18 protein-coding genes and 1 pseudogene are annotated in these 19,372 nt (G+C 65.5%); 14 read left to right on the top strand and 5 right to left on the bottom strand.

Annotated elements, in window-relative coordinates:
- The first annotated feature begins 78 nt into the window (after nucleotides 1-78).
- From CXY82_RS12415 to CXY82_RS18655, 3 genes are all read left to right on the top strand, one after another.
- A complete protein-coding gene (locus CXY82_RS12415) occupies nucleotides 79-288 on the top strand; it encodes a hypothetical protein (protein ID WP_104171188.1) in 210 nt (69 codons plus the stop codon).
- Nucleotides 289-419: 131 nt separating this feature from the next.
- Entirely contained in the window at nucleotides 420-2,153 is a 1,734-nt protein-coding gene (locus CXY82_RS12410) for a bifunctional diguanylate cyclase/phosphodiesterase (protein ID WP_104171187.1), read from the top strand.
- Nucleotides 2,154-2,180: 27 nt separating this feature from the next.
- Nucleotides 2,181-2,339, top strand: a complete 159-nt coding sequence (locus CXY82_RS18655; RefSeq protein WP_370287939.1) for a three-helix bundle dimerization domain-containing protein — start codon at nucleotides 2,181-2,183, stop codon at nucleotides 2,337-2,339.
- A 437-nt stretch (nucleotides 2,340-2,776) separates the two neighbouring features.
- Here CXY82_RS18655 and CXY82_RS12400 read toward each other — a convergent pair whose 3' ends face one another.
- Nucleotides 2,777-3,565 (bottom strand): SDR family oxidoreductase, encoded by a 789-nt coding sequence (locus CXY82_RS12400; RefSeq protein WP_104171186.1) that lies wholly within the window; start codon nucleotides 3,563-3,565, stop codon nucleotides 2,777-2,779.
- Nucleotides 3,566-3,808: 243 nt separating this feature from the next.
- Between CXY82_RS12400 and CXY82_RS12395 the strand changes: the two genes are divergently transcribed.
- The 7 genes from CXY82_RS12395 (at nucleotide 3,809) to CXY82_RS12365 (ending at nucleotide 9,821) form a co-directional block, all read left to right on the top strand.
- The gene (locus tag CXY82_RS12395; protein WP_104171185.1) at nucleotides 3,809-4,450 is read left to right on the top strand and encodes an ABC transporter permease; all 642 of its coding nucleotides are present in this window, start codon (nucleotides 3,809-3,811) and stop codon (nucleotides 4,448-4,450) included.
- A gap of 61 nt (nucleotides 4,451-4,511) precedes the next feature.
- Nucleotides 4,512-5,759 carry an ATP-binding cassette domain-containing protein gene (locus CXY82_RS12390; RefSeq protein WP_104171244.1) on the top strand — a complete coding sequence of 416 codons (1,248 nt, stop codon included), beginning with the start codon at nucleotides 4,512-4,514 and terminating at the stop codon, nucleotides 5,757-5,759.
- Between the two features lie 107 nt (nucleotides 5,760-5,866).
- Complete coding sequence (locus CXY82_RS12385) at nucleotides 5,867-6,592, top strand: ABC transporter permease (protein WP_104101721.1); 726 nt, start codon at nucleotides 5,867-5,869, stop codon at nucleotides 6,590-6,592.
- Nucleotides 6,593-7,618, top strand: coding sequence for a glycine betaine ABC transporter substrate-binding protein (locus tag CXY82_RS12380; protein WP_104171184.1), 1,026 nt, complete (start codon nucleotides 6,593-6,595; stop codon nucleotides 7,616-7,618).
- A 140-nt stretch (nucleotides 7,619-7,758) separates the two neighbouring features.
- Nucleotides 7,759-8,463, top strand: coding sequence for a histidine phosphatase family protein (locus CXY82_RS12375; protein ID WP_104171183.1), 705 nt, complete (start codon nucleotides 7,759-7,761; stop codon nucleotides 8,461-8,463).
- Between the two features lie 9 nt (nucleotides 8,464-8,472).
- Nucleotides 8,473-9,045 carry a DUF3090 domain-containing protein gene (locus CXY82_RS12370; protein WP_104171182.1) on the top strand — a complete coding sequence of 191 codons (573 nt, stop codon included), beginning with the start codon at nucleotides 8,473-8,475 and terminating at the stop codon, nucleotides 9,043-9,045.
- Nucleotides 9,045-9,821 (top strand): SCO1664 family protein, encoded by a 777-nt coding sequence (locus CXY82_RS12365; protein ID WP_104171181.1) that lies wholly within the window; start codon nucleotides 9,045-9,047, stop codon nucleotides 9,819-9,821. The genes CXY82_RS12370 and CXY82_RS12365 overlap by 1 nt, the downstream gene beginning before the upstream one ends.
- Nucleotide 9,822: 1 nt before the next feature.
- Here CXY82_RS12365 and nrdG read toward each other — a convergent pair whose 3' ends face one another.
- Both nrdG and nrdD read right to left on the bottom strand, forming a co-directional pair.
- On the bottom strand, nucleotides 9,823-10,425 hold the full coding sequence (gene nrdG, locus CXY82_RS12360; RefSeq protein ID WP_104171180.1) for an anaerobic ribonucleoside-triphosphate reductase activating protein: 603 nt from the start codon (nucleotides 10,423-10,425) through the stop codon (nucleotides 9,823-9,825).
- The gene (gene nrdD, locus CXY82_RS12355; RefSeq protein ID WP_104171243.1) at nucleotides 10,418-12,655 is read right to left on the bottom strand and encodes an anaerobic ribonucleoside-triphosphate reductase; all 2,238 of its coding nucleotides are present in this window, start codon (nucleotides 12,653-12,655) and stop codon (nucleotides 10,418-10,420) included. The genes nrdG and nrdD overlap by 8 nt, the downstream gene beginning before the upstream one ends.
- 309 nt (nucleotides 12,656-12,964) lie before the next feature.
- Here nrdD and CXY82_RS12350 point away from each other — a divergent pair, with 309 nt between their 5' ends.
- The 4 genes and pseudogenes from CXY82_RS12350 to arfB all read left to right on the top strand — a co-directional run bounded on the left by CXY82_RS12350 (nucleotide 12,965) and on the right by arfB (nucleotide 16,165).
- The gene (locus CXY82_RS12350; protein WP_233199329.1) at nucleotides 12,965-13,813 is read left to right on the top strand and encodes a pseudouridine synthase; all 849 of its coding nucleotides are present in this window, start codon (nucleotides 12,965-12,967) and stop codon (nucleotides 13,811-13,813) included.
- A 277-nt stretch (nucleotides 13,814-14,090) separates the two neighbouring features.
- Nucleotides 14,091-15,062 (top strand): annotated as a pseudogene (locus tag CXY82_RS18650) (DUF222 domain-containing protein); the annotation flags it as partial.
- 28 nt (nucleotides 15,063-15,090) lie between these two features.
- Nucleotides 15,091-15,612: an HNH endonuclease signature motif containing protein gene (locus CXY82_RS12340; protein ID WP_233199327.1), complete on the top strand. Its 522-nt coding sequence runs from the start codon at nucleotides 15,091-15,093 to the stop codon at nucleotides 15,610-15,612.
- Between the two features lie 130 nt (nucleotides 15,613-15,742).
- On the top strand, nucleotides 15,743-16,165 hold the full coding sequence (gene arfB, locus CXY82_RS12335) for an alternative ribosome rescue aminoacyl-tRNA hydrolase ArfB (protein ID WP_104171177.1): 423 nt from the start codon (nucleotides 15,743-15,745) through the stop codon (nucleotides 16,163-16,165).
- 100 nt (nucleotides 16,166-16,265) lie between these two features.
- Here the strand turns inward: arfB and CXY82_RS12330 are convergent, their stop codons facing one another.
- Both CXY82_RS12330 and CXY82_RS12325 read right to left on the bottom strand, forming a co-directional pair.
- Nucleotides 16,266-18,149: an FAD-binding monooxygenase gene (locus CXY82_RS12330; RefSeq protein ID WP_104171176.1), complete on the bottom strand. Its 1,884-nt coding sequence runs from the start codon at nucleotides 18,147-18,149 to the stop codon at nucleotides 16,266-16,268.
- A 275-nt stretch (nucleotides 18,150-18,424) separates the two neighbouring features.
- Nucleotides 18,425-19,273, bottom strand: a complete 849-nt coding sequence (locus CXY82_RS12325) for a Cof-type HAD-IIB family hydrolase (protein ID WP_370287849.1) — start codon at nucleotides 19,271-19,273, stop codon at nucleotides 18,425-18,427.
- Nucleotides 19,274-19,372 lie beyond the last annotated feature (99 nt).

The raw sequence follows: 19,372 nt of genomic DNA, 5'->3' as shown, positions 1-19,372 counted from the left end.
CGTCAGAAGTGCCCCGCGAGGCGAAAGCCGCGGTCCAGAGCGGCGGGAGCACCTGTAGGACAGCCGACTTTCCATCAGGTGGGTGATGCGACCTCGCTCGCCACGGTAGGGCTGGCTGTCGCATTTCACACGGCGCTATGGCTGGCGCTGGGCTTTTTGATTGGCTTTCCTTCCTGGTGGAACAACGTGCCCTACTACAGCGTGACGTCCTCGATCACCCTCGTCATGGTGTTCGTTATCCAGCACACCCAGGCTCGACAGCAGGCAGAAACCGAAGCCCAGCCATAAATGTGAGCGTGACCCCGCTGAGGCAACGACCCGCTGTTCATCCGGCGGTGATGAGCGGCGGGTGGCTGGACAACTGGCAAACTCCGGCGGGTTACGTCGGGTCCCGGATAGCATTCGGGTAACCATTTGGGATGAGCACCATTCCTGACACCGCACCCAACCGCGTGGGGCGGGTCGTGTGTCTGGCAGACCTGGCTACCAGCGTCCAACAGGTGACGGCCACGACGCCGGTCAGCGAAATCGACCGCATATTCCGTGCGAACCGACAACTTCGTTCCCTCGTCGTGCGGGAAGCCGGCAGTTTCTTCCTGTTGACACGGGAACAGGTGGAATTCACTCTGACCGGACGGTTGGGCTACGGTCGCGGCCTGCACGCCCGGTCGACGGCCATCCAGATGGTGCCGGAAAATTCCTTCGCCCTGCCCGGTGCGATGAGCCTGGCGAATGCGGCGCAGCGCATCCTGGAGCTGCCGGAGGGCAACCGGTACCGTGACGTGCTCGTGCTGACCGACGAGGGGCCACGGGTCGTGTCGGTGTCACAAATCTTCGAACGGTTGTCGACAGAATTTCGTTACGCCGCACTCCACGATTCCCTGACCCGACTGCCCAACCGCAGGCAATTGGAGGAGAGCGGAGCCGCGTCGATTGAGGGAACCGTGGATATGACCCGCATCGCGGTTCTCTACATCGACCTTGACGGTTTCAAAGCGATCAACGACACCTTCGGTCACCAGGCCGGGGATGAGATCCTGGTCGGCTTCGCAGACCGGCTGCGCGACATCGTTCGCCCCGCCGATGTGCTCGCCCGCATCGGCGGCGACGAGTTTGCGGTGTTGCTGGTCGACGTGGATGACGTGCAGCTTCTCGCCATCGCGGATCAGGTCGTACTCGGCGCGTCGGTGCCCTTCGTCTGTGACGGCCATCTGCTGCATGTTTCGGCATCCGTCGGCATCGCGATGGCCGGTGATGTTGGAGCAGAACGGGAACTGAGCTGGCTTGACGCGTTGCTCCGCCACTCCGACGGGGCCATGCTCAAGGCCAAGCAGGCCGGAAAACGCCAGGTTGCCCGTCTCGATGGGCACGGCGAGGCCGCGCCCATCGTGCGGAATGCGCTCATCCGGCGGCGCCTGCCGCAGGCCTTCGCGACCCGCGCTTTCAACTTGCACTATCAGCCGCAGATGGACCTGGCCAGCGGCGACCTCTCGGCGGTGGAGGCGCTGCTGCGCTGGACCGACCCGATTCTGGGCCCCGTCTCGCCCGCGGAATTCATTCCGATCATGGAGTTGTCCGGCGACATCCACCGCATCGGGCAAGGGGTCCTCAACGAGGTCTGCGCCCAAGCCAGACTCTGGTTGGATGCGGGAACCCCGCGCCGAGTCGCAGTAAATGTGTCTCCACTCCAACTGGCGGCCCGCACCATCGTTCCCGAGCTCGTTGAGGCACTTCACCGGCATCGCGTTCCCGCGCACCTCATCGAGGTTGAAATCACCGAGGGCGCCGTGATCACCGATCTGCCCCGGGCGATCGGACAGCTTCAACAGCTCCGGGAGGCGGGGATCAGCATCGCCCTGGACGACTATGGCACCGGCTTCTCTTCGCTTGCCCTGCTGCGTAGCCTGCCTCTGACCACGGTCAAGATCGACAAATCCTTCGTCGACAACATCGATTCTTCACCTTCGGACGCCCTGCTCGTGGGCGGGATCATCGACACCGCCCATGCCATCGGGCTCTCGGTCACAGCCGAAGGCGTCGAACGTCAGGACCAACTCCAGCTCCTGCGTGATTTGCGCTGTGACACCGTGCAGGGCTACCTCATTTCGCGGCCCGTCGCCCCAGGGGACCTTCCGCAAGGGTGCTCCATTTGACGTGCTGAACCGAACACGGCTGGGCAAGTGAGCAGAGAAGACGCACTCAGGGCCGTCGCAGAGGTGGTCGATCGTCTCGCCGAGAGATTCCCGCATGTTTCGCGCACGAGTATCGAGAGGGCGGTCCTCGACGAACGCCGGGCCTTGGACGGACCGCCGATCGAGACTATGTGCCGTACTGGTTGAACACGGTGCCAAGGGCCGCCTGCTCGGGCGCGGCAAGACAACAACCTCCTGGTGTGGGGCCCGGCAGCACCTCGTCCTGAACGAATTCGACGGAGATTTTGCTCTAAACAGCGCGTTGAGGCTTAAAACGGGTGTCTGACCCAAAATCTCCGTCGAATTGGTGCGAGGCCGGGCATGGCGCTGCAACAACCTCCTCGGCGCCGAGTTCACCGCGCGCTGGATGCTGATGTTGCCGAACTGGGTGCGCGCACGCACCGCGACGGTCGGCTCGGACGCGTCGGGAGCACGTCGCCATCGAGCTTTTTGCGCACGTGCCCTTCCTTCGAGGTCAGGTCGAGCCAGGCGGCGACACCGGGCCGCACGCCGATGGTGCCCTGGCCGAATCCGCTCTCGACCTGGCACTGGATCTGACCTTCCGGGAGCCACAGACCGATCGGCTAGCCCCGGGGAAGGAAGATCGAACCGGCAAGTGTGATCACCGTTCTGCGCGGGATGAACGCGACGAGCGATGCGGTGACTCTGTTGCGCGCACCGACAACCACGGACGGCACCGATTTTCTGGCGCTGATGGCAGCCAGGGTCACGTCGACGACATTCGAGGCCGGCACTCGCTTGCCGGGTGACTGCGAACCGGCGATGTCGAAAAACTCAGTGTCGGTGGAACCCGGACTCACCGCGAAAACCCGCACTCCGGTGTTGTGGGTCTCGCCCCAGACGGCCTCGGTGAACGATAGGACGAACGCCTTCGTGGCTGCGTAGACCGCCATCCCGGGCACGGGCTGGTACGCCGAGGTGCTGGCGATGTTCACGATGATGCCCGAGTCTCGGGCCACCATGCCCGGCAGGAAGGCAGCCGTCAGGTCGACCAGCGTGCTGACGTTCAGAGCGATTTCCGAGTGAAGGCGGGCTCGGTCTTCGTCGACCAGGCGCGCATTGGTTCCAAAGCCGGCGTTGTTCACGAGAACATCAACGGTGATCTGCTGGTCGAGGAGTTGGTGCTCGACCGCGGCGGCCGCACCGGGCTCGCTCAGGTCCTGCGAAATGACGTGGACGTCGATCCCGTTCTGCTTGCGCAATTCGGATGCGAGAGCCTCCAATTTCTCGGTTCGGCGGGCCACCAGAATGAGGCTCGTCCCCGTCGCGGCGAAGGCTCGGGCGAAGTGACTGCCGATGCCCGAGCTGGCGCCGGTGACGAGGGCTGTCTTGCCTGCGAGATCGAAATTCATTCAGCTGCTTCCTGACGTAAACGGTGTTCACACCCTAGAGGAGCATCCCGTCGGTCAGTCAGGCGCACACCGGTCCGTTATATCTCGCTGCGGCAATAGGGGGGGTGGCCGTGCGAGAATACTCAGCAACCCTCACCAAAGGCTCACAGCCTGCGTCCCCATCCAGTTCTGCATCCGCGCCTCCCGTTGCGCCCGTGCCGGTGGCGGTGAATCGGTGTGTTCTCGACTCGAAGAGGTTTTGATGTGTTGGACTTTCTAGGGGATCAGTATGAGCAGATCCTATTCAGCAGTTGGCAGCATTTCAGCCTTGTCGTTCAGTGCCTGATCCTGGCGACAGTCATCGCCGTCGTGCTGGCTTCGCTCGTCTACCGCAGTTCCGCGCTCACCGGGATCGCCAACTCGGTGTCGGCCATCGGCCTGACCATCCCGTCGTTTGCCTTCATCGGACTGCTCATCGCGCCGCTCGGCTTCGGTGTCCCTCCGGCCGTCGTCGTGGTGGCGTTCTTCGCCACGCTGCCCATTTTGCGGAACGCGGTCGTGGGCCTGTCGGGTATCGCTCCATCGATCGTGGAATCCGCCCGCGGCATCGGCATGAGCCGGTTTCGCACGCTCCTGCAGGTGGAACTGCCGATCGCCTGGCCGATCATCCTCACGGGCGTTCGGGTATCCGCTCAGATGGTCATGGGTGTCGCCGCGATCGCCGCATACTCCCTCGGCCCGGGCCTGGGTGGATTCATCTTCTCCGGCCTATCCCGACTCGGCGGCGCCAACTCCCTCGAGTCAGTGCTGACGGGCGTCATCGGCGTTGTCGTGCTCGCCCTTATTCTTGATCTCCTTCTCCTCGGCCTCGGCCGCCTGACCACACCTCGAGGTATCCGTGTCTGAGAACATTGCATCCAACCCTGCTGAATCCAGCAGCACCGAAGAATCCGTCACCCCCACCGGCATCACGGGTGCAAGCATCCTGTTGGACCACGTCACCAAGCGGTTCCCCGGCCAGGCGCGCCCCGCCGTCGACGGTCTCACCATGGAGATCCCGGCCGGCAAGATCGTGATGCTCGTCGGTCCCTCGGGCTGCGGCAAGACCACGACCCTCAAGATGATCAACCGGCTCATCGAACCGACCGAGGGTCGCATCGTCGTCGATGGCGACGACGTCACCGACATGAACGGCGACACCCTGCGCCGAGGCATCGGCTATGTCATTCAGGCCGGAGGACTTTTCCCGCACATGACGGTCGCCACCAACATCGGCATCGTGCCGAAGATGCTCGGCTGGGACAAGGCCCGCATCGCGGCCCGCGTCGACGAGCTTCTCGAGCTTGTTTCCCTCGACCCGGCGCTCTACCGCGACCGATACCCCAAGGAGCTCTCCGGCGGCCAGCAGCAACGCGTCGGCGTGGCGCGCGCCCTTGCGGCCGACCCGCCCGTGCTTCTGATGGACGAGCCCTTCGGCGCCGTCGACCCGATCACCCGACTGCGCCTGCAGGACGAACTGCTCAACATCCAGGAAGAATTGCAGAAGACCATCGTCTGCGTCACCCACGACTTCGACGAGGCCGTCAAGCTCGGCGACTGGATCGCCATCTTCAACGAGGGTGCCCAGCTCGTGCAGTACGACACTCCGGAACGCATCCTCGGCGACCCGGCCAACGAGTTCGTCGAAAACTTCATCGGGTCCGGCGCCGGCCTCAAACAGCTCACCCTGACGCGGGTGGCGGAGGTCAGCCTCAGCGACGCCGTCGTGGGCAAACCCGGTGAACGGGCAGCGGATGTGCTGGCCCGCGTCGTCGAGACCGGCCACGGCCACGCGGTCATCGTCGATGAGCGTCGCCGACCCATCCAGTGGCTCTCCGCGCGCCAGCTCGGCCGCCTCGAGGTCATCAGCGACGTTCCCGACCCGAAACTTCCGCTCGTCGGCAAGCGGGCCACGCTCAATGACGCGCTCGACACGATGCTCGTCTCGAGCGCCGGGGCCGCGCTCGTCACGGGCCGCCGCGACATGTTCAAGGGCGTCATCGACGTTCAAACCGTGATGGACGCCATCACCCGGTCACAGTCCGCTGCCGTGCTTGAGTCAGACCAAGCCCCCGTCGGGCTGAACACCGGCCTGTTCCAGGCGCAGGTGTCTGCCGCCGAGGCAGACCTGATCGAGACCGATCCCAGCGGCGCTGACGCGCGGTCCGTTCAGTGAGTACCCGCACCCCGCATACAGAGGCGGGCCTTGCCGGCGGCGATTCCGCCGTTGAAACGCCGGGCGACCCGACTGCGACCGGCCTACCGGTCAGCCGTGCGCGCGCGGTGTGGCGATCCTGGCGGGGACTGGTCTACCAGCTGGCCGGCATCCTGCTCGCGTTCCTGGCGCTCGTGATCTGGCTGCTGACGGCCAACCTGTCGCCGATCGTGCTCACCACCCTCGCTCCCGGCGCGCTCTGGGTCTACACGGTGGAGCACATCCAGCTCACCCTGCTCGCTGCGGTGATCGTGTTGGTCATCGCGATTCCCTTGGGAATCGCCCTGACCCGCAGACCCTTGCGGTTTCTGACCGCTCCGGTGCTCGCCATCGCCAACTTCGGTCAGGCGGCCCCCGCGATCGGCGTCGTCGTGCTGCTCGCGTTCTGGGTCGGCTTCGGCTTCTGGGCCGCGACGCTGAGTCTCGTGCTCTACGCCGCGCTTCCGGTGCTGCGCAACACCATGGTGGGCCTGCAGCAGGTCGACGCCCGCCTCATCGAGGCCGGACGAGGCATGGGCATGAGCTCCGCCGCCGTATTGTTTCGGGTGGAGCTCCCGCTCGCCGTTCCGGTCATGCTGTCGGGCGTGCGCACCGCTCTCGTTCTGCTGGTGGGCACCGCGGCCCTGGCCACGTTCGTCAACGGCGGCGGACTCGGCATCCTGATCACTACGGGCGTCAATCTCAGCCTCACCCCCGTGCTCGTCACCGGAGCGCTGCTCGTGGCTCTGCTCGCCCTGCTCATCGACTGGGTCGGCCGCGTTGTGGAACACATCGCCCGCCCGAAGGGACTCTAGATGTATCGCTCGTCTTCTCGCGCCCGCCTCACGTCCCTGGGCCGCTGGGGGGTGGCAGCCGGTCTCCTCACCCTGTCCGCAGTCGCTCTGACCGGTTGCGGCCTGAAGCCGGCAACCTCGTACGTTCCCGCGGTCGGACCTGGGTCGATCACCCCGCTCGAGGGCGCCGAGGGCGTCGACCTCACGGTCACGTCCAAGAACTTCACGGAGCAGCTACTGCTCGGCAAGATCGCGGTGCTCGCCGGGACCGCCGCGGGATTCGACGTCACAGACCTCAGCAATCTGCCCGGCAGCCAGCCGACCCGCGAGCTGATTCTTTCTGGTCAGGCCGACGTGATCTGGGAATACACCGGAACCGCGTGGCTGACCTACCTCGGTCAGGACGAGTCGATCGCCGACCAAGACAAAATGTGGCAAGCCGTGTATGACATCGACATCCAGAACGGCATCACCTGGGGCGCACCGGCCCCGATGAATAACACCTACGCCCTGGCTGTGCGCAGTGAGGCGGTCGCCGAGCTCGGCGGCATCACGACCATGTCCGAACTCGCCGCGTTGCCGGTCGAGGATCGCACTTTCTGCGTCGAATCCGAATTCAACTCCCGGCCGGACGGCATGAACCCCATGCTCGCCCACTACGGACTCGAACGTGACGCCGCTGACGGGGTGCCCAATGGCAACATCGGAATCTACGACACCGGTGCGATCTACAGCGCGACCGACGACGGGGCCTGCAACTTCGGCGAGGTTTTCACGACCGACGGTCGACTCGACGCGCTCGACCTCACAGTTCTGATCGACGATCTCGCGTTTTTCCCTGCGTACAACGTCGCGCCGGTCTTCTTCACCGAGTCGATCGAGGCCACCCCCGGCCTGGAAGAGATCTTCGCCCGGATTTCGCCCAAGCTCACCGACAAGGTTCTGCGCGGCATGAACCGTCAGGTTGACGTTGACGGGAAGGAACCCGCTGATGTGGCCTATGCCTGGATGATCGACGAGGGGTTCATCACCGACCCGACCGGCTGAGTCACGGAGAGTCCAGCTGACTGCACCGCGTGGACGGTGCCGGCGGTCAGCTTGGAGGACGCGACGTGACATCCGGCTTCCTCAAGCATCAGATCGTCTGGCCGGGCTCCGTTCCCACCCTGCCTGTCTAGGCTGTACCCATGGCCACAGTCATCCTCGTGCGGCACGGCCGCACCACCGCAAATGCCACCGGAATGCTGGCCGGCCGCGCTGCCGGCGTTCGGCTCGACCAGATCGGGCAGGACCAGGCCGCCCTCACGGCCAAGCGCCTGGCCGTGGTGCCGCTGGTCGGCGTGGTGTCGAGTCCTCTGGAGCGCTGCCGGCAGACATCTCAGTTCATCCTGGACCACCAGGCCGGCTCGCTCGTGACGCCGGTGGAGGAGGACATCACCGAGTGCGATTACGGTGAGTGGCAGGGCCAAGCCCTCGGCGATCTCGCCAAGGAGAAGCTCTGGTCGTCAGTGCAGTCTCAGCCGTCGGCCGTCACCTTTCCCGGCGGAGAGTCGATGGCGACCATGCAGGCCCGGTCGGTCGCCGCCATCCGTCGTCACGATGCGGCGTTCGAGGCCGAGCACGGTCCGGGCGCGGTGTGGGTGGCGGTCAGCCACGGCGACATCATCAAGTCCGTTCTGGCCGATGCGCTCGGCATGCACCTCGACTTCTTTCAGCGCATCAACGTGGGTCCGGCATCCGTTTCGATCGTGCGCTTCGGCACCAGTCGGCCGAGCGTGCACGCCATCAACACGGATGCCGGCGACCTCGCCTGGCTCGGCGCCAGCGCCCCTCTGGCCGACGCGCCGGTGGGTGGCGGGGCTGGTCAGGCGCCGCACACAACGGTCGCCTAAAATACCCACATGCCCACAATCGTCCATGAGTTTGCCTGGCCGGATCGTGTCGTCATCGGCACCGTCGGTCTGCCTGGTTCTCGCACGTTCTACCTGCAGGTGCGCACCGGAGCTCAGATTGTGAGCATCGCCCTGGAGAAACAACAATCCGCGCTGCTCGCCGAGAAAATCGATGAGATGCTCGACCAGCTGATGAGCCATGAGGGCAACCCGTTCAGCATCCCAAGCACCACCCCCGTCGAACTCGTCGACAACGAGCCGCTGGATCAGCCCGTCGCGGAGGAATTCCGCACCGGCGGGATGAGCTTGGGCTGGGACCCCTCGACCGTGCAGGTCGTGCTTGAGGCCTATCCGCTCGTGGAAGTCGATCCGGCCAGTGACGACGTGCCCGACGAGGATCTGCTCGACGCGATCATGCAGGAGCCGGCGGAGATGCTCCTGGTACGGATGCCCGTCGGTACCGCCCGGGCCTTCGCCAAGCGCACGCGCGAGGTGGTGGGGGCCGGCCGCCCCCTCTGCCCGCTCTGCGGCAACCCCATCGACGCCGACGGACACACCTGCACCCTCCCCGGCAGCCCCTGATGCACGATGCCGCCCTCGACGGTGAGCTCAACGGTGAGCTCGCGCTCACGGGACGCATCACGACGGCCTCGAACGCGACCTTCCTCGGCACCATCGGCGGGTTCACGGTGGTCTACAAGCCCATCGCCGGCGAGAATCCGTTGTGGGACTTTCCCGACGGCAACCTCGCCAACCGCGAGGCCGCGGCCTACCTGGTCTCGCAGGCCTTCGGCTGGAACGTCGTGCCTCGGACCTGGCTGCGGGGTGGCCCGATGGGCCGGGGGATGGTGCAGCTGTGGCAGCATACCGATCCCGATCAGGATGCCGTCGACCTCGTCCCGTGGGAAGCCGCGCCGACCCCGGGCTGGCGTCGCGTCTTCGACGGCCGGGACGAGCACAATCGTGCGGTGACCCTCATCCATGAGGACTCGGCCGCGATGCGACGCATGGCCGTGTTTGACATCGTCGTGAACAACGCCGATCGCAAGGGCGACCACATCCTGGCGATGCCGGACGGGCACCGTCACGGCATCGACCACGGCCTCACCTTTCATATCGACCATAAGTTGCGCACCGTGCTCTGGGGCTGGCTGGGCGACGAGCTCATCGCCGACGAGCTGGACGGGATCGACCGGGTCAGTGCGCAGCTGACCGGCGAGCTCGGCGACATCCTCGCCGGGTTGCTCACCGACGCCGAGATCGCCGCACTGGCTGCACGCTGCGACCGGTTGCGCTCTGAAGGGCGGTTCCCTGCGCCGCGCGGCGACATGCCCGCGGTGCCCTGGCCGCTGTTCTGACCTAGATCAGGTTCCGTTTCTCGATCTGTTCGAAGGTGCCGGTCGCGTCCGTGAGCCCGCCCCACAGCGTCACCTGTCCACTGGCCAGGGACTCCTGAACGTCGATGATCCGCTGGTTGCTGCTGCCCCGGAACTGCAGTTTGAGGTCGCGCTTGGCCAGTTCGAACCGACCGTCGACCAGAACGTCGATCGTGCCGAGAAGGGCCAGCTTGTCCGCACTCTCCCGCAACAGTTCTTCGAACGTGTAGCCGGTCCAGCACCACACATCCTTCGACGTGCCGAGCTCCCGGCGCACGCGGTCGAGGAGGGCCAGGCACACCCCTGTGTTGAGGAACGGCTCCCCGCCGAGGAGGGTGAGGCCCTGTACGTACTCCTGGCCGAGATCGGCCAGGATCCGATCTTCAAGTTCCTGGGTGTACGGCTGCCCGTAGCGAAAACTCCAGGTGGCCTCGTTGAAACAGCCCTCGCAGGCGAACAGGCAACCGGACAGGTACAGGCTGCACCGCACCCCCTCGCCGTCGACGAAGACGAAGGGCTTGTAGTCGCCGACGTACCGCTGGCTCAGTTTCTCCGACAGCCACTCGCCGGGCCGGGGGTTACGCATCCTCGGCGACGGATGCCGCGGCATCCGCCCCACGGATGCCGGTGGCGCCCGGCATGTGCTTGACCCGGGAGGTGATCTCGGTGTGCCGGCCGTGCACCATCGGGCGGGCCTGCGGGTTGCCGAGGTAGCCACAGGTGCGCTTGACGACATCGCAGGTCATCGGGTCGGCGTTGTGGCACTCGGGGCACTCGAACCCGCGCGCGGTGGCGTCGAAGTCGCCCGAGAAGCCACAGGCGTAGCACCGGTCGATCGGAGTGTTGGTGCCCAGATAGCCGACGCGATCGTAGGAGTAGTCCCACACCGCCTCGAGTGCCTTGGGGTTCTGCTGCAGGATCGGGTATTCGCAGTAGTGGATGAACCCGCCGGAGGAGTACGCCGGGTAGACCTTCTCGAAGTCCAGCTTCTCGAACGGCGTCGGGCTCTTGCGCACGTCGTAGTGGAAGCTGTTGGTGTAGTAGTCCTTGTCGGTGAGGTTTGCCACGGCGCCGAACTTCGCCGTGTCGAGTCGGCAGAACCGGTCGGTCAGGCTCTCGCTCGGCGTCGAGTACACGCTGAACTGGTAGCCGTACTCGGTGCTCCACTCCTGGGTGCGCCCATGGAGCGTGCGCAGGATCTCGACGGTGAAGTCCTTCGCCTCCGGATTGGACTCCCAGTCACCGCCGTAAAAGGCCGCGGCCACCTCGTAGAGGCCGATGTAGCCGAGGGAAACGGTGGCGCGCTTGTTCTTGAAAAGGGTGTCGACGGGCTGACCGGCATTCAGGTGTTGGCCGAAGGCGCCGTAGATGTAGAGGATCGGGGCGTTCTCCGGGGTCGCTTCCTTGCACCGGTCGATTCTGAAGAGCAGGGCGTCGCGCGCCGTGCTCACCCGTTCGGCGAGGATGCTCCAGAACTTGTCCTTGTCACCGGCGGCCTCGAGGGCGATCCGGGGCAGGTTGAGCGTCACGACTCCGAGATTCATCCGACCCTCGGAGACGTCGTTGCCCTGCTCGTCGGTCCAGCCCTGCAGGAACGAGCGGCAGCCCATCGGCACCTTGAAGCTGCCGGTGAGTTTGACGATCTTGTCGTAGTTGAGGATGTCGGGGTACATGCGTTTGGTGGAACATTCCAGCGCAAGCTGCTTGATGTCGTAATTCGGGTCGGTCGGTGCAAGGTTGAGGCCGCGCTTGATGGTGAAGATCAGTTTCGGGAAAATCGCCGTGCGCTTCTCACTGCCGAGCCCCTCGATCCGGATCTGTAGGATCGCCTTCTGGATTTCTCGCTCGAACCAGCTGGTGCCGAGGCCGAAGCCCAGGGAGGTGAAGGGGGTCTGCCCGTTCGAGGTGAACAGGGTGTTGATCTCGTATTCGAGGCTCTGCATCGCGTCGTAGATGTCCTTGAGGGTCTTCTCCTCGGCATAGGACCGGTGCTGCGACTTATCCGCGATCCACTTGCCTGCGTCGACCAAGTGCTTTTCGAGGTTCTTCTCGGCGTAGGGGGCGAGAACTTCGTCGATGCGGTTCCCCGAGCATCCGCCGTACTGGCTCGACGACACGTTGGCGATGATCTGCGAGATCTGGGCCGTCGCCGTCTGGATCGACCGGGGCGGGTTGACGTCGGCGTTGCCGATTCGGAAGCCCTGGCTCAGCATCGTCGTGAAGTCGATCAGGCAGCAGTTCGTCATCGGCGCGTAGGGGTGGTAGTCGAGGTCGTGGAAGTGCAGGTCGCCCTTCTGGTGGGCGTTGGCGACGTGCGGGGGCAGCATCTTCAGGCCAATGGCCTTGCCCACCGCGCCGGCAGTCAGGTCGCGCTGGGTGTTGAAGACGTCGCTGTCCTTGTTGGCGTTCTCGTTGACGACCGACTCGTCTTTGCTGATCAGTTTTATGATCGAGTGGTTGATGTCGGTGGCCTTGCTGCGAGCGAAGTCCCGCTGGATGCGGTAATTGATGTAGGCCTCGGCGGCGTCGTACTCCTTGCTGTCCAGCAGGGCGTGTTCCACGATGTTCTGCACCTCGTAGATCTTGATGTCGACGGCGAAGCGCGAGGCGATCTCGCGGTCGACGCGAGCGACCAGGTCACGGATGGTGCGGTGCGTGAGCGGGGTCAACTCGCCGTTCACCTCGGTGAAGCTCTTGGCCAGTGCCCCGTAGATGCGGGCGTTGTCGAAGGCGAGCAGGCGGCCGTCCCGTTTGGCCACCATGAGCGCGCCCAGAGCATGCTCGGTCGTGAGGTTTCCTGCGCCGGGGTTTTCCATTTTCAGCACGCGCTGCCATCTCCTTGGGGTTGGTACCCACGGCAATCGGGCGGGACGCTGAGTCGGGCGAAAGAACCACATCTAGTGGTTGGGGTGCGATTCACATACTACCTGTAGGGTTTCGCAGTCATGTGCTTCGGCTCGCCGCCGGTGTCTCCGAGTTGGTGGAGCGGTTGCCGGGCGGCGTACGATCGGTGAATGCCACCGCCCTCCCCGTTGCCACAGCGCCACGGGCTTGACGCTGCCTGGGTATGCACGCCGGATGGGGGCCGGGCCGGGCCGCATCCGTGGCCGACCATGGGTGCGTGGTTGCTCGAGCGACTCGCCGAGTTCGTCGATGTCGCCGGGTTTCTGGCCGGGGAACGCTTCGCCTATCAGTCGGGCGCGCTGGTCGTGGGCAGCGACCCCTATGGCCCGCGTACCTTTGTCTGGTTTCATCGCGATCTCGCCGATGAGACAGTCGTGCCCGGGACCATCCACGTGGTGCATCGGGATGCCCGACTCGTCGTGATCGACAAGCCGGCCTTTCTCTCGACCATTCCGCGCGGCCGACACGTTGTACAGAGTGTGGTGGTGCGCTTGCGCGCCGAGTTGGGACTTCCCGAGCTCTCGCCGTTGCATCGCCTGGATCGGGTGACATCGGGCCTCGTGGTTCTGGCGACGGAGCGGCGCTGGCGTGGGGAGTATCAATCGATGTTCCAACGCGGCGAGGTCGAAAAGACCTACCGGGCGCTGGCCCCGCTGCGGCCGGATCTGGATTTGCCCGTCACCGTGCGCAACCACCTCACGAGCAGGCGCGGCCACTGGCAGGCCGAGGTGACCGACGACCCGGCCAATGCCGAGTCGCTGATCGAGCTGGAGACCGTTCTGGAGCACACGGGCGTCTATCGGCTGACGCCGCGCACCGGAAAGACCCATCAGCTGCGGATGCACATGCTGGGCCTAGGGATCCCCATCATCGATGACCCGGTGTACCCGGTCGTTCAGGATGTCGCGCTCGACGATTTCACCCGCCCGCTGCAGCTCCTGGCGAGCGAGGTGACCTTCACCGATCCGATCGACGGGGAGTTGCGCCGCTTCGAGAGCGTCCGGGCGCTTCCGCTGCAGGCTGAGGTTGCCGTTGCTGTTGCTGCTGCTGCTGCTGCTGGCTCAGCCTGAAGGCGGCCCAACCTCCCAACCCATCGCGAAGCTTCCAACCGGTGGCCATCGGCCGAACGAATTCGACGGAGATTTTGCTCAGAACCGGCCCACAGCATCCGTTTGGGCTCGAAATCGGTAAAATCTCCGTCGAATTCGTTAGGGAGCCCGGGTGCCTGAGATCACAGCAACGGATGCCGGTGCGTAGCCAACACCACGGCACCGCGCCGACCGAATTACTTTCGATATCCGTGCAGAACCTCTTGACTGTACATTCGTATAAGTCTACTATTGAGGTATGGCTGGAGCCCCCACTCCGCACCACCCCACCGCCTCACCGCAGGCGGTGCCTTCCCTCGTGCAGGCACCCCTCGCGCAGGCACCCCGTACACAGTCACCCCTTGTGCAGCAGCTGCAGCAGGCGCGTGATCTGGCCGCGGCCGTGCTGGATTCGGTGTCCTTTTCCCTCCTGGGCGAGGCGGACGCGATGATGGTGCTCGGCACGGTCGAAGACCTCGGCCGCCGGGTCGATGCGGCCAGGGTCGCCTCCGCCGCCGATATTGCGGTGCGGTCCCGGCGCATCCTGGGCCATGAGTCCCTGGCGGATAAGAACGGGGCCAGCAGCGGCATCGACCTGATCACTCGTCTGACCCGCGTCTCTTCTCGTGAGGCGAACCGGCGGGTGCGCCTGGGCGAGAACGTGACCCCGCGCCGGGCGGGCACCAGCATGCTGCCGCCCTACTACCCGGCCGTGGCCGATGCCCTCACCGCCGGGGACCTCGGCGTGGATGCGGCCGAGAACATCGTCACCGCCCTCGACCAGGTCGCGGCCCGGGTCGCGCCCGACGACCTCGGCACCGCCGAGCGCGCCCTGGTGGCCAGCGCGACCGGCGCCGTCACCGACGAAACCCAGGGCCTGCCGGGTGAGGGGTTCGCGTTTCCTGCTGACCTGGTGCGGGGTATGGCGGGGCAGTGGCAGGCTCGCCTCGATCCCGACGGCACCGCCCCGAACGAGCCCGTCGCCGAGGCCCGCAGCACTGTGGGGTTCGGGCTCTTCCGCGACGGCCTCTACCCGCTTCGCGGCGGCGTCACGTCGGAGCTCCGCGGCATCATGAACGCCATCTTCGACACGTATCTCTCCGCTCACGCGGCGCCCGCATTCCCCACGGCCAAGGAACAGGCGCGCATGGCGGCCGGGCAGCTGATCCCGGGCGCGGAAGCCGCGGCCCTCAGTGACGACCGTAACGGCGGTCAGAAGCGCGCCGACATCCTCCGCGGGGTGTTCGAAGCCGCCACCCGTGACGCGGGGNCTGGCCGCCGACCGCGGGGTGGGCTGGATCGACGGCGTCGAAGCGCCGATCTCGCTGACAAGTGTGAAGCAGGCGCTCTGCGCCGGCGGATTTCAGGAGATCGTGTTCGGCCTGAGGAACGAGGTCCTCAGCCTCAGCACCGAGAATCGTTTCTTCAACCGGGCCCAGCGCCGCGCCATCGCCGCCCGCGACGGCGGCTGCATCATTCCGGGGTGCACCGTGCCCGCCGCCTGGTGCGAAGTACACCACGTCACCCCCTGGTACCGCGGCGGCAAGACCGAGATCACCAACGGGGTACTGCTCTGCTGGTACCACCACCACAGCATCGACACCTCCGGCTGGGACATCCGCATGATCCGGGGCACACCCCAAGTCCGGGCACCCTACTGCTACGACCCCACCCGCACCTGGCGGCCTGGGGGAGGGAACCCGGCCAGCCGCTCACCGGTCTCGGCGGGCTCGACCAGCGTCAACGTGTGTTCCCGAAATCAAGTCACCACCGCCTCCTAGAAACGTGGCTTTGTCCGCCACCACCCGGGCGCACAGTGCCCCCACAGTTCGACAGGCGCGATCACGGTGTTGCTTGGCCACCGGAGCACTCCAGCCGACACCAACCCCAAGATCGTGTCACGCTGGTCACATGGATCTGGAGGTGTCGCCCGCGCTGACCATTCCCGAGCGCGAACTCGGCTGGCGGTTCTCGCGGTCGTCAGGGCCGGGCGGCCAGCACGTGAACACCTCCGACAGCCGCGTCGAGCTCATCTGGAGCGTTGCCGAATCGGAGACGCTTTCCGACGACCAGCGGATGCGCCTGCTCACCCGCCTCGCCAAACGCCTCGTCGACGGAGCGATCACCGTGACCGCGTCCGAGCGGCGCTCCCAGCTGCGCAACCGCGAGCTCGCTCTGGCGAAGCTCGCCGACATCGTGGCCGCGGGCCTGGCTCCCGATGCGCCCATCCGCCGGCCGACCAAACCCACTCGTGGTTCGGGCCGAAGGCACCTCGCCGCGAAGCAACAGCGGTCGGCCACCAAGAAGCAGCGGCAGAGGCCATCCGCCGACTAGCTGCGAGAGCGGGTGAATCGTCGAACAGCGCTGCTCAAAGCGACGAGTCACCCGCTCTCGCGGCCTGAGGTGTCCGCAGGAGCGGCTACCGCAGGAGCGGCTACCGCACCAGCAACATCTGTCGGAAGAACGCCGCGAGCTCAGCGGTCGCGGTCAGCGGCAGCACGTTCGCCACATACATGTCCGGGCGCACCACCACGACGGCACCGCCGCGGTCGATCCCGCGCAGCTCGAAGATGTCGTGCGCCGGGTCGGTTGCATAGAGCTTTTCGTAGTCGATCAGCTCAAAGGGTCCTCTTATCGGCAGGAAAACGCCCGGAACCCGGCCGATGTCCACCCCGGTGTGCTCTTGCTGGTAGACCACCTTGACGTCGAAGACACTGTCGATGTCGCTCCCGGTGGGGGTGTACGCGAGCAGCGGCGACTCGAGTGAGGTGCGGATCCACTCGGCCCACTCGGTCAGCGCCGAGGCATCGCCGGACACAGCGGCATCCGCGAACGCGTACAGGCGCCACCGGCCGTCGGCGCGGTGGTGGTGTCCGAGCTGCACGGGGTTGGCGTCGCCGACGCGCACCACCGGGGCGGACTTAAAGCGCTTGCCGAGCGGGAATCCCGTGGCGAGGTGCTGGTGTGTTGCCTCGCCGGTCAGCATCGACGGCGGGTATTCCGTCATGAAACCCGACGGGAACTCGGCCGTCTTCGTATAGAACTCCTCCAGTGGAACTTCCAGGTCCTCCGACTTCGTCGCCATCAGGGTCGACCAGGTCTTGTCGAAATCGATCAGGTTCTTCGCGATGACCTGGCGCTCGGCAGAGTAGGTACCGAGCAGGGATTCGGGGCTGCGGCCTTCGATCACGTAGCCGAGTTTCCAGGCCAGGTTGAAGCCGTCCTGCATCGACACGTTCATGCCCTGGCCGGCCTTGGCGCTGTGCGTGTGGCAGGCGTCCCCGGTGATGAACACCCGCGGGGTGCGTGTGCCGATCTCGTGGGGGAGAAGGTCGTCGAACCGATCGGTGAGACGATGGGCGACCTCGTACACGCTGTGCCAGGAGACATTCTTCACGTCGAGGGTATACGGGTGGAGGATGCCGTTGGCCTTCGCGATGATCTCCTCGATCGTCGTCGTGCGCACTGCCCCGTTGTCGTCAGCGGCCACCTCGCCGAGATCCACATACATGCGGAACAGGTATCCGCCCTCGCGCGGGATGAGCAGGATGTTGCCGCCGGATTCGGACTGGATCGCGCACTTCATGCGGATGTCCGGGAAGTCGGTGACCGCGAGCACGTCCATCACGCCCCAGGCGTGGAATGCCTGGTCGCCGGCGAGCGTACAGCCGATCGAGTCGCGCACAGCGCTGCGGGCACCGTCGGCGCCCACCACGTACTTGGCGTGCACGACGCGTTCCTGGCCCTGCTTCTCCCCGGTGGTGTGCACGAGCGTCACCGTGACGGGATACTCGCCCTCGTCGGTGTTCTCCAGGCTGCGGAAATCGAAGCCGAAATCCGGCTCCATTCGCGTGGGGGAGTGCGCCATCACCTCGGCGAAGTAATCGAGAACACGCGCCTGGTTGACGATCAGGTGCGGGAATTCGCTGATGCCGGTGGGGTCGTCCACGGCACGGGCCGAACGGATGATGCGGGTCACGTCGGCGGGGTCCGGTGTCCAGAAGGCCATTTCGGTGATGCGGTAGGCCTCGGCGATGATGCGTTCCGCGAAACCGAACGCGTGGAAGGTCTCGACGCTGCGGGCCTGGATGCCGTCGGCTTGCCCGATTGCGAGGCGCTCACCGCGGCGCTCGACGATGCGGGTCGTGATGCCGGGGAACTGGGAGAGCTGCGCGGCGGTGATCATGCCGGCTGGGCCCGTTCCGACGATGAGAACGTCGACGTTCTCGGGGAGCTCGCCCGGGCGATTGAGGCCGACCCCGGCGGCATCCTGGATGCGGGGATCGGTGGACACGTATCCGTGGTGGTGAAACTGCACGGCTTCCTCACTTCTTTGTGGGCTCTGCGTGGGTGAATCGGACGTCACTGTCGTAGCGTGCATGTCCTAACGTGTTCGATAATCGAACACAAAGTTCTATTATGGCTTCTCGGATCATATATCATCCGGCCGGCCAGGACTAGATGAGAGGCGGCGAACCAATTCGACGGAGATTCTCGTCGAAAACAACCATTCCGTCGTGTTCGGGCCCGATATGGGCAAAATCTCCGTCGAATTCGTTCGGGACGGAGGCGCGGCAGGGAGCTACCGGGCGATCAGGCGGTCACGTGCGCACTTTGCAGGTGCGGTAGGGCGGCGAGGATGCTGCTGACCACGCCGGCCTCCGAGCTCGACGGCGCGATGTTCGCGGCGCGCGCCAGGATGCTCGGGTGGCCGTTGGCCATGGCGTAGGAGTGCCCGGCGGCATCGAGCATCTCGGCGTCGTTGAGGTAGTCGCCGAACGCCATCGTCTGGGCCCGGCTGATTCCGAGCTGCTGCTGGAGCCGTTCCAACGCTCGACCCTTGTTCGCTCCCTGGCGCATCACATCGACCCAGTTCTCGCCCGAGACCACGACCTCCGCGGGCAGCCCAAGGCCGCGCAAGGCCGGTCCGCTTCGCTGTTCGGCGCGGGCAGGGTCGTAGATCGCCAGTTTCAAGATGACATCGTCGAGGGCGGCCGCATGCACATCCGCTACGACTTCGACCGCTGCGTAGTACCGGCGAACCTGGTTGACGAAACGCTCGTCGCTGCGCTCGATGTAGGCGCTCCGGGCGCCGCAGACGACGAGCCCCAAGTCGGCGCCCGTGGCGGCGGTGCCGCGCACCCAGTCCACGATGGGGGCGATGATCTCGGACACGACGGGTTCGACGTCGATGCTGATGCCGTCCTGAACCACGTTGGTTCCGTTTTCCGCGATGTAGATGAGTCCGTCGTGCTCGCCGAAGATGCCGTGCAGTGTCTGATACTGGCGTCCGCTGGCCGGCACGAACAGGATCCCGGCCCGATGGAGGTCGTCGAGGAGCGGCCAGAACGCGTCGGGCACGTTGCCGTCGTCGTCGAGAAGAGTGCCATCCATGTCTGAAACGATGAGACGGATGTCGGAGGGCTCTGCTATGTGGTTCACTGCGGCGGCTTTCGGTCGTTGTTCGTTCCCGGAATCCACGAGTGTTCGCTCGCGTCCCTTGGTCTGTGACGACGACGCTGTCTCTCTCGATGATGTCAT

The organism is Cryobacterium sp. M23, from assembly GCF_002929655.1.
Lineage (GTDB): Bacteria > Actinomycetota > Actinomycetes > Actinomycetales > Microbacteriaceae > Cryobacterium > Cryobacterium sandaracinum.
This window is presented reverse-complemented; position numbering and strand designations above follow the sequence as displayed.